This window comes from Oceanobacillus limi, from assembly GCF_900111445.1.
GTDB classification, from domain to species: domain Bacteria; phylum Bacillota; class Bacilli; order Bacillales; family Amphibacillaceae; genus Ornithinibacillus; species Ornithinibacillus limi.
In genome coordinates this window covers 219,978-235,537 of the sequence record NZ_FOHE01000001.1, presented here as the reverse complement: position 1 = coordinate 235,537, position 15,560 = coordinate 219,978, and the positions used below count along the sequence as shown (strand labels likewise).

Genomic DNA, 15,560 nt, shown 5'->3' with positions numbered 1-15,560 from the left:
TTGAAACATAAGATTTCATTTTCCAAACAACTAAAGAATATTGGCTCCCGAATACTGGAACTATCCACGCCACTAGGGATGATTGGTCTTATCACCGTTAGTATTATTGTTATTTTGGCCATCATTGCCCCATGGGTTGTTCCACACGATCCATTTTCAATGGACGCAACTAAGCGTTTAACCCCTCCATTTTGGATGGATGGCGGATCTAGTACGTATATTTTAGGAACGGATCATGTTGGAAGAGACTTATTAAGCCGTTTAATTTACGGAAGTCGTGTTTCCTTATTGGTTGGATTATTATCGGTACTGATCGCAGGAATCATTGGTTTATTTCTAGGGCTCCTATCTGGTTATTTTGGGGGCTCATGGATTGATCAATCGATTATGAGGGTTGTTGATGCCATGCTTGCTATTCCTACCTTACTACTTGTTTTAGTAGCAATTGTCGTGTTTGAACCTGGACTCGTAACGTTGATTCTAGTAATTGGACTTACCAGCTGGGCACAATATACAAGATTAGTACGGGGAGAAGTCTTAAGTGTGAAAGAACGGGAATTCGTTCAATCCGCTAAGACGCTTGGAGCAAGCAATACACATATCATTTCCAAGCATATACTCCCAAATGTACTATCATCGTTCATTGTAGTAGCTACGATTGGAATTGCAACAGCGATTATGACCGAATCATCCCTAAGCTTTCTGGGGTTAGGCGTTCAGCCACCTGATATCACCTGGGGAAGCATGCTAAACGATGGAAGAAACTATATTGCAACAAGCTGGTGGATCGCTACCTTCCCTGGATTAGCGATCACCGTGACGGTCTTAGCGATTACCTTCTTGGGTGATTGGTTACGCGACATTCTCGATCCTAAGCTGAAAAAAGGAGGCGATGACGATGACGAATAACGAACAACATACTCCCCTTCTTTCCGTGGATCATTTGGTTACGGAGTTTTCCGCAAAAGGGAATAAAAGTATTACCGTCGTCGATGATGTCTCCTTTACCGTTAATCCTGGTGAAATCGTTGCAATTGTTGGGGAGTCTGGTAGTGGAAAAAGTATTACTTCACAATCGATAATGGGACTACTCAAAAGTGGAGGATCGATAACTAATGGATCGATTCACTACCAAGGAAGCAATATATTAACGCTATCCAAGAAAGAACGCCGCCAGTTACGCGGAAAAGAAATGTCCATGATATTCCAGGAGCCAATGTCATCTTTAAATCCAATGCTACGAATAAAGAGTCAAATTGCGGAAGCATTACGAATCAATCAACCTAGTAAATCAAAACGAGAGACTATGGATAACGCAATTGATTTACTGAAACAAGTGGAGATTCCAGATGCAGAGGCTGTAGCGAACCGTTTTCCCCATCAATTATCTGGTGGAATGCGGCAACGTGTCATGATCGCCATCGCATTAGCGGGTGATCCAAAACTATTAATTGCAGATGAACCAACAACCGCATTGGACGTCACAACACAAGCACAAATACTAGCACTCATTAAAGACTTGAATAAACGTAATGGAACTGGTGTTATTTTCATAACGCATGACTTAAGTGTGGTAGCAGATATTGCAGACCGTGTCCTCGTGATGTATGCCGGAAAGATTGTTGAATCTGCAACTGTGTATGACTTATTTGAACATCCACAACACCCATATACCATTGGACTAATGAAAGCAATGCCGACATTAGATTCACAGGTGGAAGAGTTGGAGCCTATAAGTGGAAATGCACCAAATCTTGCAAATAAACCAGAGGGGTGTGCCTTTTATCCTAGGTGCCCGTTTGCAACGGAAGCCTGTTTAACAGCGGTACCTGAGTTAAGAACACTAGAAAAAGGACATGACGTCCGTTGCATTCACCCTGTAAAAGAAGGTGTTCTACATGAAAAGTGATCCAAAGAATGTCTTACTTAAGGTGGCAGGATTAAAGAAGCATTTTCCTGTTCAGAAGAAGGGAAACAAAAAGGAGCAACAGGTAGTTAAGGCCGTGGATGGTGTTAGCTTTCACGTTCGAGCCGGAGAGACCCTTGGCATTGTTGGGGAATCTGGATCTGGAAAATCAACCGTAGCAAAGCTGATCATGCAATTGCTACAGCCTACTGAGGGTGAAGTTGTTTTTCAAGATAAAGATATTTTCAACCAAACGAAGAAGCAACGAAAACAAACACAAAAACGGATCCAAATGGTATTTCAAGATCCGTACGCTTCCTTGAATCCAAGAATGACGGCAAAACAAATCGTTACCGAACCATTACGGATTCATGAAAAAATGTCTAAAGAAGATCTTGATAAGCGTGCTCTTGAGCTATTAGAGGAAGTAGGACTTGGCAAACATCACCTGAACCGTTATCCGCACCAATTTAGTGGTGGTCAAAGACAGCGACTCAGTATCGCGCGCGCCATCGCACTAAAACCGAATCTCATTGTGTGTGATGAGGCAGTTTCTGCTTTGGATGTATCGATTCAAGCACAAATTCTAAATTTGCTAAAGCAGTTACAAAAGAACTATGGAATAGCGTTTATTTTTATCGCACATGGGCTCCCAGCTGTGAAGCATATAAGTGATCGCATTGCGATTATGTACGCTGGGCAGATTGTTGAAATTGCTGATCGCGATGTATTATTTACGAATCCGAAACATCCCTACACGAAGGCATTGCTTGATGCGGTTCCCCCATCCAACCCGCGTCATCGCAAAGAAAAAACATTGGTTAAGGGGGAGCCACCAAGCTTAATGAGTCCAACACGTGGTTGTCCATTTGTTAGCAGATGTCCAAATGCAACAGAAGGTTGTCACACAAATGCACCTGAATTGTTGGAGCATGAAGTAAATCATCACTATGCTTGTCATCATCCAGTACAAGCACCAAACAACTTAGAAAATATAGGAGGAAGAAATTCATGAAAAAATTATCTTTTCTTAGCATCTTGCTAATCACAGTATTACTTATCTCAGCTTGTAGCTTTTCTGATCCAGACGAGCCGTCAACAGAAGGGGAAGAAGCTTCTGGCTATGAATTAATAACCGTTGCAAATCCAGCAGACATTACGACGCTTGATCCACATAATAACAGTGTAATTACTACTTCTGCTGTTCTTGTAAACATGTATAGTAAATTAATCCAGCGTGACGCATCTGGTGAAATCATTCCAGATCTAGCAACAAATTGGGAAAAAGTAGATGACGTAACCTGGGAATTTGAATTAGAAGAGGATGTAACTTTCCATAATGGGGATGCATTTACGGCAGAGGATGTTAAATTCTCATTAGAACGTGTTGCAACAGACACAACGCTACAACAAAATTCAACATTTCGCGAAATCGACCATGTAGAGGTAGTAGACGAGCATACGGTACGCGTTGTAACTGGGGAACCAGATCCACAGTTATTAAGTCGATTATCTACCCCTGCAGCAAGTATTCTCCCAGCTAATCATTTTGAGGAAGTTGGAGCAGATGAATTTTTCGATAACCCAGTAGGTACTGGTCCTTATCAATTTAGCGCATGGGAACGTGATGACCATGTGGAGTTAGTGAAATATGAGGATTACTTTGTAGAAGAACCAAAATGGGAGACGGTTCATTTCGCGGTTGTACCAGAGGATTCAACTCGTGTATCTGAGCTATTAACAGATGGAGTGGATGTAGCATTTAACATCCCTACAGCTGATATGGAACGGATTGATGAAAACGAAGGTACGCATGTCGCATTAGCACCAATCCAACGTGTTATTCAACTATGGTTATCAACCGAAGAAGGTGCAACAACCGCTGATCCTGCTGTTCGTGAAGCAATTGATTTAGCAATAGACAACCAAGTAATTATCGACGAAATTTTACTTGGATCTGCAACAGCAACAAGAACACATGTCACTCCTGGTAACTTTGGAGCAGATGAATCACTTTATGACACGTATCTTTATGACCCAGAACGTGCGAAGGAAATTCTAGCAGAAGCTGGATATAAAGATGGTGTTACCGTTGAAATCTCGGTAAACAATTACTATACCGAAATGGCTGAAGTTGTAGTAGGGATGCTTGATGAGGTTGGAATTACAGCTGACATTGAGTTAATTGAACAAAGCCAATTCGCAGATCGTCTTTTCAATGAGGATTTAGATGAAGGTGTCTTTGTTGGTTGGGGTAATGATATGTTTGATGGTAGTATCCTAGAATTATTTAAAGAAGATAACGTAACGAGCTATTCTAATGAGGAAGTAGAAGCACTACTTGATGAAGCTGCTTATAACATGAACGAAGAAGAACGCGCTGCACAATATCAAGAGGTTCAACAAATCTTTGCTGAAGAGCGTCCTGTTGTTTATCTATTCCAATTGGAAGGTCGTTATGGTGTGAATGATCGAATTGACTATACACCTAGACTTGATGAGCTTTATTATGTAGATGAAATCACATTAAGTGAGTAATCCGTATAGGAGGGAATGGAAATGACTACAGCAATTTCTTTATGGGAAACATATATGATTGAAACCCTTATTGCTAAGGGGATGGCTCGCGAAACCTTAATCACAACTATCAAAAATGAAGATGTTGAGGCACTTAACAACTTCGATGATAGTTTCGATTATGCGGATTTAATAGAGGCTAGTAAAAAGGCTCCTGGCAATATTGAACAAGCTATTGAATCAGGCTATACGATTAAATACGTTTCAAAGTTTGGTATTAAACGTTTATTAGGCCTAAAATTTTCCCTTCAAGAAGGTACCGACTACCAAATGGAGGATGCTACGTTTTACAACGTGCGCGTAACCGAGGACCAGTTAAGCACATTGAAACAGATGTTAGCAAACCATTGGAAAGTAGAGCATGTTCGTACAGACGAAGACGATCATTTCGTTCATATTATTCATGTAACAGAACAACAATAAAGTGAAGCTTCAATCAGTGGCAGTTTTCTTCATCCCCCCACTAATTGTTAGATGAACGAATCGGACATTTGACTTTCAGTTGCACCCACTTAACCTCCTTGGTTATACCTCGTAGGTTTGAAGTGGGGGGCTTACGACGCACAGGACGTGCTAGTGCCGACAATGCGATAGGACGTCGCGTTTATGTCTGCCCGCCAGTTATATGCGGGATAAAATAGAATTTTGAGAGGCCCATTGCATTCCATTCATGCGATGGGCTTTTTAATGAAATGGAATAAACACTTCGCATCAATCCCCTAATGCGGTGCTACTTTGATCCAAAGAGAAACAAGACCATGTTATCATTCAAATAGCGCTGTTCTATTCTGCCTGACTTTTCAAGTAAGCTTGTTCCTCTGCAGGACTATAAACACCGGTTGCCTCTCCAATAGTACCGCCTTGAAGTCTCCAGATTGCATTATGATCTAAATCAGCAGTTGTAAAATCCCCTTTATCCCATTTTTCTAAAATACCGCGGTACACATCTTCATGTTCAAGTTCCACTTCATTTAATCCAGCTAATAACCAGTTAATCCGCTCTGGATGTATTTCATAAAACCCCCATTTTGCATCTGCTTTCACCTTTTGATGGGACATCCCATGAAGATATTCTTGATAAAAAGTATCTGTTAATTCGTTCATAGCTGTTGATTGACCAAAAGGATTTAATCCTTCCTCTGCAAAACGTGTTAAATCATCTTCAGAAATCTCTCCCTGGATTTCCATTCGCTGCTTTTCTAGTTCTTCCACCTCAGCCGATGCCATATCGCTGTCTTTTTCGCTCTTTTGCTCTTCACTAGTAAGCCATTGGTAAACATTCCAGCCTCCAAATCCAATTAAGACTATTAATATACAGACAAGTCCACTTAACACTACTCGATACATTCCTACCCCTCCAAAATTCAATTTGGATGCTGTCACTCGATGTATTTACGTATGTCGTCCTATTCCAACTTCTTCTATATTCGTGAAATTCGCTGGAGCTTCCTTCTCCCCCTGTGATCGAATCAGATATCTAGTAGAGTGGAGCACTCACCAAAATCTGATGTGAACACTACTCCCTATTACGTGCAGAATAGAAATCCATATGTGGCTTTGCTTCCCGGTAGTATTCTATCCGTTCCTCTCGTGTTCCGGTATGAAATTCAAACTTATGTCCATCTGGATCCGTAAAATAGATAGATTGCTTATCACGCTGATCACGTGGTCTTCCGGTTAAAATGGAAACATTTAATCGTTCCAACTTCTGATAAGCCTCCGTTATATCTTCCTCATCAATGGAAAATGCAATATGCGTATACGATTCATGAACTTCGCTTCGAGGTATGTTTTTTTCCTCATTTAGAGCTAGCCATAACCCATTAAGGTCAAAATATGCTGTTGATCTTCCTTTGACCAATAGTTTCGCATCAAATACATTCTCGTAGAAAGCAATGGATGTATCTAGATCAGAAACAGAAAATAATAGATGGTTTATTCCTTTAATTTTCAAAATACGCCTCCTCTTTCCTATCTCTACGTTTCACCATGGTAATAAATTCCATAGAATCCTTATAAAATATCTTTTCTTTTTTAAAGCCAAACTTTTCATAAAGGTGAATGGCACGTTGATTAAACGTCGCTACTGACAAACGAATATCATTTGAATATTTTTTCGCCACTTCCTCAAGAATATAGGCAAAGTACTCGTAACCATATCCTTTTCCCGTTAAGTCAGGATTCATCCCTATCCCAACATCGACACAATCCTCTTCATAAACATGAAACTTCTCACCAGCAGGAACTTTAGCAGATTCACCAATACAAAAAATACCAATAATACGATCTTCGTGGTCAACGATCATTTTATAAGACCCGTTTAATAGTTCGAGAATCGCATCTCCAGTAAGCACATTATTATATACATCATAAGGCTTCTCGTACTTCCAAGTTAATATATCGATTGCGTCATTTTCTGTCATGTTTTTCGTCTTTAAGTCCATGTTCTCCACCGTTTCCTTTGTTGTATTTTCCAACCATATAACTTTTATATCCGTCAGAACCTTTTTAAATCCTCATTTATGTATTAATTCTACATACTCTTTCGGTTTCCTTTATTATACAATGAAAATTGTTGAAATCGAACATATGTTCCTATATAATGTAATTAAGGAAGTGATAACGTTGACTTTTCAATTGATATGTGAAAAAAACGAACCCTACTTCATCCGGGGTTATGACGCACTTTGGAAAAAATTAATTGCTGGTTTATTTGAGGAATTCATCCAATTCTTTGCTCCTGAGTTATATCATGCAATCGATTTTTCGAAGCGTAAGGAATTTTTACAACACAAATTATATCAGCAATTAATCGCGAACAAAAAAGACCAACAAGCTGTTAATCATTTAGTTAAAGTAATTCTACAGAATGGGGATGAAAAATGGATACTCATTCATATCGGTGTTCAAGACAGCGATACGCAACACTTCCATAAGAAAATGTTTCAATATTTTTATCAAATATTGGACAGATACGATCAAGAAATCTATACAATCGCTCTTCTAACGAATAATAGCTCAAAAAGTAACGATTATTATTACCATTCCTTTTATGACTCAGCACTTATTTACGTATTTCACTCCTATGACGTTGAAGCAGTTCGTATAACGGAATTAAAAAAGTCAACAAACCCCTTTGCAACGGTCGTTCTGGCAGTGAAATATGCAAACTCATCTAGGAACAACACAACAAAACGATATTCCTTAAAACGAAATCTATTGATCCACATCTTTACGCGTTTTCCAATTGACACGAAAAGAAATAATAAATATATTCATGCATTAGTTTTCTTCATTGATTATCAATTACCACTCCCCAAAGAACTACAGCAGAAATTAATCAGAGAACTCGCTACTTATTTTAAGAAAGAAAAAATCATAATTTATCAAAACTCATGGAAGTCAAATCAATCCAAACTAGCTCCTACTTTACTGGAGTTAATGGATTACCTTGATAATAGACATTAATTAGGGAATTAATTGGAGATATTGGAAAGGTGGAAAAACAGGAATAGAACAACAAAAAGAGGTTAGCTAAAAAAAATTGTAAATTAAGTTGTACAAGCACTCCTTCTTGAATAGACATAATTACATCGAGAAATAAAGGAGTGTAGATATTGAACGTCTTCATTAGTTATATATTATTGGGTTTATCGCTCGCGGCACCGATCGGACCTGTTAACGCTGCACAATTAGACAGAGGGATTAAAGGTGGATTTTTTCCAGCATGGTTTGTAGGGCTAGGGGCAATTACTGCAGATGGACTTTATATGTTAATCGTCTATTTAGGAGTAGTTCATGTCATCGATACTCCATTTATAAAAACATTTTTGTGGTTATTTGGAGGGTTTGTTCTCATTTACACTGGGATTGAAAGCATGATTCGTGCAAACGAAGTTAAAGCAAGCCAGGATCGGAATACCGAACCACTGTATAAGTCTTTTTTTGCAGGGTTTATTATGTCAATTACCAATCCATTAACCATCTTATTTTGGTTAGGGATCTATGGATCTGTTCTTGCAAAGACGGCTACCGATTATGGATACCAAGCATTGATTATGTATAGCATTGCCATCTTTATCGGTTTATTAGCTTGGGATGTGGCAATGGCCGCTGTATCCAGTAGTTTTCGAAAATTGCTTAATGATCAGATACTAACATTCATTGCCATTGTATCAGGACTAGCTCTGATTGGGTTTGGAATTTATTTTGGCTGGCAAGGCGTTTTACTACTGATACAGCACTAAGCGTTCTTTTCTTCCTTTTTCCATTTACGATTCATAAAAAAGGCTACTGTTCCAATTAGAAGTAAAATACCAACACTGATGAAAAATCCTGGACGATTGGTTTTATCAAGTAATGTGCCACTTATACCTGCTAGCAGGAATAGGATACCAAGATAGTATTTGACCTTGTCCATCAACGTAACCTTCTGCAATCTTCTTGCAGACAAGATAATAAAAAGCCAATTATAGAGAAGCATTAAACCAGCCCCAGTAGTGATATAGGTATAAATTTTTTCTGGTAACGCGAGGGACATGATAATGGAAGCAGCTAACCCTAAAACAAGCATCCCTAACGATGGAAAAGGAACAGCTAGTCTTCCTTCCTTTGCAAAAAAAGCGGGAGCATCCTTATCCTGTGCTAACGAAACAAGAATGGTTGTTACACCGTAAAACGATGCGACCATTGTTGAGAAACCTGCAATAATCAAGGCCCCATTAAATAGATGTGGTACAAATCCTAAATCAAAATCCTTAAATGCTACAATAAACGGACTTTCATCTGTCTGGAATACATCCCAAGGTACTAAAACTAAAGCTAGTGCGAGAGATATGACATAAATAACAACCAATGATAAAACCATTACTCTACCAGATTTAGGGGCTTCCTTAGGATCTTTTAGCTGGATTGCCATTAATCCCATTACTTCAATGCCACCAAAAGCATAAAAAGCAAAAATTAAACTAGCCCAAAAACCGGTAAACCCAGTTGGAAATAGATCACCCAGTGAATTTGGTATGTTTAATTGTTTGGCTCCATCAACAAAACCAAACACAAATGCTGCTGCAATTACGATAAACATTACGATTGCAGCAAGCTTTAAGACGGCAAAGATATTTTCAATCTTACTCAATCCCTTTGCTCCGATTAAGAGGACAAATATTCCTAATACTGCATACCCCAATGCAAATAACCAAAGTGGAATAGCAGGAAACCAAAAGCGAGAAAAAATAGATAGCGCTGTCAACTGACTACCCATAATTAATATTTCAGCAAACCAATACATCCAGCCAATACTAAACCCAGCCCAATGGCCAAATGCTTGTTTTGCATACGTGCGAAAGGCTCCTTTTTCGGGTTTTTCTGCTGTTAAACGTGCTAAGGCATCAAAGACAATATAGGTGGTCAATCCAGCTAATAAAATCCCGATAACCAATGATGGACCGCCTAATTGAATACCAACAGCTGAACCTAGAAAAAAACCTGTTCCAATTGTACAGCCCACACCAAACAGCGCCAATTGCCACCATTTCATATTCTTCGACTGCTTACTTTCTCGTTTCATCGCCGCAACCTCCTCATACACTACACCTTTATAAAATCCCCAATTTAAGAAATAATAAATTTGAAATTTTTACTAAGTCCGTTCGGCGTGGTAGGAGAGCTATACAAGCTATCATTTTAGCTTTTGAGTTAGAATTGAAATTTGTTGAGACAACTGTGTAGTTTGTTGATTGAACGGTTTTGTTTGAAGTAACTGGGAAAGAGATTCCGTAATACGTTCAAACAAAAATGTCCTAGGTTGATCGGATTGAACCTCTTTTAATAGAAAATTAGTATATTCAAGCTCCTCTGATACATTTATTTCCTTTTCTTTTAACAGCTCCGTTTGTAAACGCTGGATCGCTTTAACGATAAGTTCTACCAATTCTCTCTTTGCTTTCGATTCATTCGTTGATCCCGAAAGCCAGCCCCTTGGTAAGAAAACATCTTTCCTTTCTGTTTGGTCTGATATCATTGGCTTCAACCGCTTTAAAGCAAATCGAATGATATTCTCTGTTGTAATCTCCTTTTCCGACCCTAACGTCCATACATGCATGAAATGATGAATCATTCCTAATAAAATAACTGCTTGATCTAAAGCATAATCAGCCGTTTCTTGAGAAAATACCTCCTCTAGCCGTTTAGCAAGCCATTCGATCTCATCAATATGCTGTTGCTTAATAAAGGCGATTAATTCCTTATCATCTGAAAAACCAACTGTCTCAAACAAAGATATTAAACGGTGTTCTCGATTTATATTCATCCGAATTGCAATTTGTTTCACCAATACAGATTCATCCGTTACAGACTTTCCAATTGCTTCCGCTTGACGTCTGCGATCTGCTTCTTGATGAACAAAATCCAAAATTGCCATTAGACAATCATTTTTCGAAGCAAAATAATTATAAAACGTACCTTTTGCCACATTTGCTTCATCAATAATATCTTGAATGGATGTTAAAGCAAATCCTTTATCAACAAATAATTGTAATGCAGCATCTATAATTTGTTTCTTTTTCTTGTTCATAGGTCCACCTTTTCTAAACTTTGTACTACCATTCTAGTTTAAAAATACGTTAATTTCAATTAATCACTGAAAAGTAAAGAATTAGTGTTGCATTTTTTAGACTACGGGTATAAAATACTTAAGTGCTATTTAAATTACCTTATATCGTAGAAAGAAGGAATGAAACATGGGAGAAACCAACCAAATCCCAACCAAACCACCTTATGCAATGATAGCAATATTGTTTATTGGTGCGTTTGTTGCTATATTAAACGAAACATTACTGAACGTAGCTTTACCTACCATTATGAATGAATTTGAGGTGAAGCCAACAGCAGTACAGTGGTTATCTACTGGATATTTATTAGTAAACGGGATATTAATTCCTGCAAGTGCATTCTTAATCCAACGTTTTACGAACCGCTCTTTATTCATTACAGCGATGGGCCTCTTTACAGTAGGTACAATACTTGCTGGCCTATCACCTACATTTGGTGTTTTAGTTGCAGCAAGAATGATTCAAGCTGCAGGGTCTGCTGTCATGATGCCGTTGCTCATGAATGTAATGCTTGTATCGTTTCCAGTTGAAAAAAGAGGAACAGCGATGGGATTCTTTGGTCTCGTTATGGTTGTTGCTCCAGCACTAGGTCCAACACTATCTGGGTGGATCGTAGAGCATTATAACTGGAGAACCTTATTTTATATTGTTATTCCTTTTGCAGCATTTACCCTTATTTATGCGGTCTGGAAGCTAAAAAATATTACACCTCAGCGAGAAATCAAACTTGATGTATTATCTATCTTGTTATCTAGTCTTGGTTTTGGCGGATTATTGTATGGGTTTAGCTTCGCCGGAGACAATGGATGGGGAGATCCAACCGTATACGGAACAATTATTGTTGGTGCAATTGCCTTAATTGTACTTATCCTAAGACAACTACGCTTGGAGGAACCACTTTTAAAGTTCCAGATATTCAAATATCCAATGTTTGCTTTATCACAAACTATTTCCATCGTACTGGCAATGGCATTATTCTCCGGTATGATTTTATTACCGATATACGTTCAGACCGTACGTGGCTTTTCACCGTTTGAAGCAGGGCTACTCATGTTACCTGGTGCCTTAGTAATGGGGATTATGTCTCCAATTACAGGAAGACTATTTGACAAATACGGTCCAAAAACACTGGCGATAATAGGGTTACTAATAACAATTGTCACATCCTTCTTATTCAGCCGTTTGGATATGACTATTTCCTATACAGCGCTTGTAATCATTTTTGCCGTTCGAGCATTGGGAATGTCGATGGTTATGATGCCAATTATGACGAATGGCTTGAATCAGCTAACGCAAATTGATTATCCACACGGTACGGCAATGAATAATACGTTGCAACAAGTATCTGGTGCGATTGGGTCTGCGTTATTGATTACAATTATGAACGGACGTACCGAATCAAAAGCAGCCGAAGCAATCGCTACAATTGATCCCAGTACAGTACAATCACCAGAAGAAATGGCTCAAATGGAACAGCAAATTTTGAATGAGGCCATGCTGGAAGGAATCAATTCAAGCTTCCTCATTTCCACAATCATTATAGTCGTCGCTCTTATTCTTGCCTTCTTTATTCGTCGAGTAAGATCCGAGCAATCTAATCAAGAAAATGATAAAACGGAGGAAGATAATATTAAAGCCTCCAAGAAATATGTAACAGAATAGAGAAAAGCCGCTTAGGAATTTATCTCCTAGCGGCTTTTTAACTCTTGTCTACAATAATATTCCCTTCATCATCTACTACTTGATACGTAACTTCATGTGGCTCTTCAATATGAGCAGGCAGTTCGTCAATGAAAATATGTTTACTAGTAATTACCGTTTTATTTTGATGTAATTCTTCCCCATTTTCATCCTTTACAAAGTAATGAACCTCTTCAGCCTTTGGATAATGAAAAATTCCACCCCAGACAATATGTTTCTGCTTATCTGATCCATCTTCTATAGAATCTACAGCGATAAAATCACTTTTACCAAATATATTAACTTCTTTTGCGTAGTAACCACTCGATTCTACATTGTAGCGATTATTTGATACGGTGTACGAACCACGACAAAGTCTATAATTGCCTTCTGAATCTTTTGCTAAAAAGATTACAATTCCTTCCTCGTCATCGGAATATAATATTTCTGGTTTATCATGTTCAACAAGACCACTACCTTCAATTGCTTCTAAAAGCGTTGCATGTGAACAACCTCCGACAAGGAAACCAACCAAAACCAAGATAGAAAGCGCTCTTCTCATTTTCTCCTCCTGAATTACTTATCAATTACCCCATTCTCTGTTTCTTTCCTCGTTGATATGTAGATTGTAGACCATAAATCATTTTGACTCTAAACAAGTGTGTATACTATTAGACGAATGAACGTATCAAAAGGTTTCAAAAATAAGGAAAAAATTTACTTATTTTTTAGAAGCTGTCCTATTCACCTTTTTTTTCACAACCCCTAATAATAAATTATTCACTTAACGTATAGGATGAATTGTCATAAAGAACGTCAATTAATTGCTTAAACAAGCCATGTTGAGATTCCTGCTCCCAATCTTCCTCGAACTCTGCCATCAACCACATTACTTCATCTAAGAAAACATGCTCAACCGCTTGTTTCCATGCTAGGATTTCTGGCTCTGTCAACTGTATATGGCTTTGATACCCCGATAAAAACGTACGCCACTCGCTTGGAGTGAATAGTCGATCAGGTGCAGATTCCAATTCATTATGAAATAATAATAAAGCTAATGCGAGATCAAATATTCTGGGAATCCATGTAGCGTTATCTGGGTCAATCAAATATGGCGATGGGGTGTATATTAAATTATTCGCCTTATAATCATGCGGCGTTGCAACATGAGGCAATTCTGCATTTTTTAAAGCATTTTGATTTTCCATAATACGTATGAACTTTTTTTGTAGCTTATTTGCATCTATATCAGCTTGAAACTTTGTGGCATGTTTTGCTATTGCTTCCACACTTTCCGTAACTTCTTCTTCATTAAAATCGTAAACATCATACTCGCCAAGTCCATATTGGTTTTCTGCAGGTGATAATGCATGAATTTTTCCGAGTAACTTCCCCGCTTCATAAATCTTATCCTTTTTTGCACCATAAGATGAGCCATGAATAAATGGGTAAACAACATATGCATCATCCTCTATCAGCTGTGGATTATCCTCCGTTAAAGAAACTGGTGTTACGACTGGAATCCCTTCCGATGATAGCATCCTCGTATAGTTGATTAATCCTTTATAATTCGTTTGCGTTCGTTTAATAATATAATCCTGATCCCCTGCTTTCACCTTATATACGGGCGAAAAAGGATAAATACTTTTCGGTTCGTCTTCTTCTTCAAATCCAAACTGTTGAATAATTTTCTTCCCTGTCATCGAATGCTCATTCCTCTACTATATTTGTTTTTTTGTCATCAACTCTATGATTTTCTCCCGATCATCTGGATAAGTTAAATCAAGCATGTCTACTTCTCTTTCCGTCTTCCAGTCAACTTCATGAATAAGCTGATCCGGATCTTGTATTTTCACTTCTCCACCACAAACTTCAACCTCAAAATAATGAACTTCTATAAGATTGCTTTCTAGCGTTCTTTTTTTGGAGAACAGGAAACGAACAACTTTCACTTCATATCCTGTCTCCTCCTGCATTTCTCGCACACAGCACTCCTCAAATGTTTCTCCAGCTTCTTTTTCACCTGAAGGAACCGACCACCGTTTTTCTTCATTTGTAGCCCCTTGCTTGACCATTAGTATTTCATTCCGGTCATTCACACAAACTCCTGCAGCGCCGTACCATGTTTTCATCGAATTCGCTTTCCCCTTATTTTTTCTTTTTAGAAGATTGATTGAAAAGTCCAATTGCAACTGCTACGGCAATTGCTATTGCCACCCATGATCCGATATTCATCATCCATCACCTCTAGTTCATATACGACTGACAATTCTAAAAAGTTTCAGCAAACTTCAAATTAGGTGATGATTGAAATGCCTTAACTTGTCCGTTTTCATATATAAAGTGGTGATTCTGTCGCTCATCACTCTCTAACATTTTCGGCAAAAAATAGCGCAAGTTAGCAACACCCGTATTGTCAGGGTGTAAAATCCAATCTATCTTTTTCCAATCTAAGATCCCTTCAGATGTTTTTAATGGGGTTTTGAAGTTATATGTGTCAGGTAACTCCACGACAAAAGCATACATCCCATTATCGGAATGCGCTCGATTAACATTCCATGTAACGGTTCCTTTGTCCACAACCTCATTCACTCTAATTCCTGTTTCTTCATAGATTTCTCTCATGATACAGGCTGTTGGCGTTTCTCCCGGTTCAAGTTTCCCACCTACACCATTCCAGCTTCCCATCCAGGTGGCGGCTTCCCGATTTAGTAACAGGATTTCATTTCCTCGCTTTATAAAAGCGATTGTGTATTTTAACATGATAAATCTCCTTTATACGAATT

At 38.4% G+C, this 15,560-nt stretch carries 17 protein-coding genes; 8 read left to right on the top strand and 9 right to left on the bottom strand.

Going from position 1 to position 15,560, the window contains the following annotated elements:
* The 5 genes from BMX40_RS01385 to BMX40_RS01365 are packed head-to-tail and all read left to right on the top strand — an operon-like array spanning position 1 to position 4,906.
* A complete protein-coding gene (locus tag BMX40_RS01385; protein ID WP_244513304.1) occupies positions 1-909 on the top strand; it encodes an ABC transporter permease in 909 nt (302 codons plus the stop codon).
* Positions 899-1,909 carry an ABC transporter ATP-binding protein gene (locus tag BMX40_RS01380; protein WP_090866082.1) on the top strand — a complete coding sequence of 337 codons (1,011 nt, stop codon included), beginning with the start codon at positions 899-901 and terminating at the stop codon, positions 1,907-1,909. The genes BMX40_RS01385 and BMX40_RS01380 overlap by 11 nt, the downstream gene beginning before the upstream one ends.
* Positions 1,899-2,921: an ABC transporter ATP-binding protein gene (locus BMX40_RS01375; RefSeq protein ID WP_090866080.1), complete on the top strand. Its 1,023-nt coding sequence runs from the start codon at positions 1,899-1,901 to the stop codon at positions 2,919-2,921. The genes BMX40_RS01380 and BMX40_RS01375 overlap by 11 nt, the downstream gene beginning before the upstream one ends.
* Positions 2,918-4,444, top strand: coding sequence for an ABC transporter substrate-binding protein (locus BMX40_RS01370; RefSeq protein WP_090866078.1), 1,527 nt, complete (start codon positions 2,918-2,920; stop codon positions 4,442-4,444). The genes BMX40_RS01375 and BMX40_RS01370 overlap by 4 nt, the downstream gene beginning before the upstream one ends.
* A 21-nt stretch (positions 4,445-4,465) precedes the next feature.
* Complete coding sequence (locus BMX40_RS01365; protein ID WP_090866076.1) at positions 4,466-4,906, top strand: hypothetical protein; 441 nt, start codon at positions 4,466-4,468, stop codon at positions 4,904-4,906.
* A 360-nt stretch (positions 4,907-5,266) separates the two neighbouring features.
* Here BMX40_RS01365 and BMX40_RS01360 read toward each other — a convergent pair whose 3' ends face one another.
* From BMX40_RS01360 to BMX40_RS01350, 3 genes are all read right to left on the bottom strand, one after another.
* Entirely contained in the window at positions 5,267-5,830 is a 564-nt protein-coding gene (locus BMX40_RS01360) for a DUF6241 domain-containing protein (protein WP_090866073.1), read from the bottom strand.
* 169 nt (positions 5,831-5,999) lie between these two features.
* Entirely contained in the window at positions 6,000-6,437 is a 438-nt protein-coding gene (gene fosB / locus BMX40_RS01355; RefSeq protein WP_090866071.1) for a metallothiol transferase FosB, read from the bottom strand.
* Positions 6,427-6,960: a GNAT family N-acetyltransferase gene (locus BMX40_RS01350; protein WP_342028657.1), complete on the bottom strand. Its 534-nt coding sequence runs from the start codon at positions 6,958-6,960 to the stop codon at positions 6,427-6,429. The genes fosB and BMX40_RS01350 overlap by 11 nt, the downstream gene beginning before the upstream one ends.
* Positions 6,961-7,048: 88 nt before the next feature.
* Here BMX40_RS01350 and BMX40_RS01345 point away from each other — a divergent pair, with 88 nt between their 5' ends.
* Both BMX40_RS01345 and BMX40_RS01340 read left to right on the top strand, forming a co-directional pair.
* Positions 7,049-7,951 (top strand): RpnC/YadD family protein, encoded by a 903-nt coding sequence (locus BMX40_RS01345; protein WP_170840629.1) that lies wholly within the window; start codon positions 7,049-7,051, stop codon positions 7,949-7,951.
* A 149-nt stretch (positions 7,952-8,100) separates the two neighbouring features.
* Positions 8,101-8,730: a LysE family transporter gene (locus BMX40_RS01340; RefSeq protein WP_090866065.1), complete on the top strand. Its 630-nt coding sequence runs from the start codon at positions 8,101-8,103 to the stop codon at positions 8,728-8,730.
* Here BMX40_RS01340 and BMX40_RS01335 read toward each other — a convergent pair.
* Together BMX40_RS01335 and BMX40_RS01330 are read right to left on the bottom strand one after the other, a co-directional pair.
* Positions 8,727-10,052 (bottom strand): amino acid permease, encoded by a 1,326-nt coding sequence (locus tag BMX40_RS01335; protein ID WP_090866064.1) that lies wholly within the window; start codon positions 10,050-10,052, stop codon positions 8,727-8,729. The genes BMX40_RS01340 and BMX40_RS01335 overlap by 4 nt on opposite strands.
* Positions 10,053-10,163: 111 nt before the next feature.
* Positions 10,164-11,057 carry a TetR/AcrR family transcriptional regulator gene (locus BMX40_RS01330; protein WP_090866060.1) on the bottom strand — a complete coding sequence of 298 codons (894 nt, stop codon included), beginning with the start codon at positions 11,055-11,057 and terminating at the stop codon, positions 10,164-10,166.
* A 166-nt stretch (positions 11,058-11,223) separates the two neighbouring features.
* Here BMX40_RS01330 and BMX40_RS01325 point away from each other — a divergent pair, with 166 nt between their 5' ends.
* Positions 11,224-12,756, top strand: coding sequence for a DHA2 family efflux MFS transporter permease subunit (locus tag BMX40_RS01325; protein WP_090866058.1), 1,533 nt, complete (start codon positions 11,224-11,226; stop codon positions 12,754-12,756).
* A 37-nt stretch (positions 12,757-12,793) separates the two neighbouring features.
* On the opposite strand, the gene BMX40_RS01320 is transcribed toward BMX40_RS01325, so the two are convergent.
* From BMX40_RS01320 to BMX40_RS01305, 4 genes are all read right to left on the bottom strand, one after another.
* Positions 12,794-13,336, bottom strand: a complete 543-nt coding sequence (locus BMX40_RS01320) for a hypothetical protein (protein WP_090866056.1) — start codon at positions 13,334-13,336, stop codon at positions 12,794-12,796.
* A gap of 214 nt (positions 13,337-13,550) precedes the next feature.
* Positions 13,551-14,477, bottom strand: a complete 927-nt coding sequence (locus BMX40_RS01315) for a phosphotransferase (RefSeq protein ID WP_090866054.1) — start codon at positions 14,475-14,477, stop codon at positions 13,551-13,553.
* 18 nt (positions 14,478-14,495) lie between these two features.
* Positions 14,496-14,906, bottom strand: a complete 411-nt coding sequence (locus BMX40_RS01310; RefSeq protein WP_090866052.1) for an NUDIX hydrolase — start codon at positions 14,904-14,906, stop codon at positions 14,496-14,498.
* 139 nt (positions 14,907-15,045) lie between these two features.
* Positions 15,046-15,537 carry an NUDIX hydrolase gene (locus tag BMX40_RS01305; RefSeq protein WP_090866050.1) on the bottom strand — a complete coding sequence of 164 codons (492 nt, stop codon included), beginning with the start codon at positions 15,535-15,537 and terminating at the stop codon, positions 15,046-15,048.
* Positions 15,538-15,560: the final 23 nt, after the last annotated feature.

Coding starts and splice junctions, on each gene's coding strand:
- BMX40_RS01380 (WP_090866082.1), top strand. CDS start 899: ATGACGAATAACGAACAACATACTCCCCTTCTTTCCGTGGATCATTTG.
- BMX40_RS01375 (WP_090866080.1), top strand. CDS start 1,899: ATGAAAAGTGATCCAAAGAATGTCTTACTTAAGGTGGCAGGATTAAAG.
- BMX40_RS01370 (WP_090866078.1), top strand. CDS start 2,918: ATGAAAAAATTATCTTTTCTTAGCATCTTGCTAATCACAGTATTACTT.
- BMX40_RS01365 (WP_090866076.1), top strand. CDS start 4,466: ATGACTACAGCAATTTCTTTATGGGAAACATATATGATTGAAACCCTT.
- BMX40_RS01360 (WP_090866073.1), bottom strand. CDS start 5,830: ATGTATCGAGTAGTGTTAAGTGGACTTGTCTGTATATTAATAGTCTTA.
- BMX40_RS01345 (WP_170840629.1), top strand. CDS start 7,049: ATGAAAATTGTTGAAATCGAACATATGTTCCTATATAATGTAATTAAG.
- BMX40_RS01335 (WP_090866064.1), bottom strand. CDS start 10,052: ATGAAACGAGAAAGTAAGCAGTCGAAGAATATGAAATGGTGGCAATTG.
- BMX40_RS01330 (WP_090866060.1), bottom strand. CDS start 11,057: ATGAACAAGAAAAAGAAACAAATTATAGATGCTGCATTACAATTATTT.
- BMX40_RS01325 (WP_090866058.1), top strand. CDS start 11,224: ATGGGAGAAACCAACCAAATCCCAACCAAACCACCTTATGCAATGATA.
- BMX40_RS01320 (WP_090866056.1), bottom strand. CDS start 13,336: ATGAGAAGAGCGCTTTCTATCTTGGTTTTGGTTGGTTTCCTTGTCGGA.
- BMX40_RS01315 (WP_090866054.1), bottom strand. CDS start 14,477: ATGACAGGGAAGAAAATTATTCAACAGTTTGGATTTGAAGAAGAAGAC.
- BMX40_RS01310 (WP_090866052.1), bottom strand. CDS start 14,906: ATGAAAACATGGTACGGCGCTGCAGGAGTTTGTGTGAATGACCGGAAT.
- BMX40_RS01305 (WP_090866050.1), bottom strand. CDS start 15,537: ATGTTAAAATACACAATCGCTTTTATAAAGCGAGGAAATGAAATCCTG.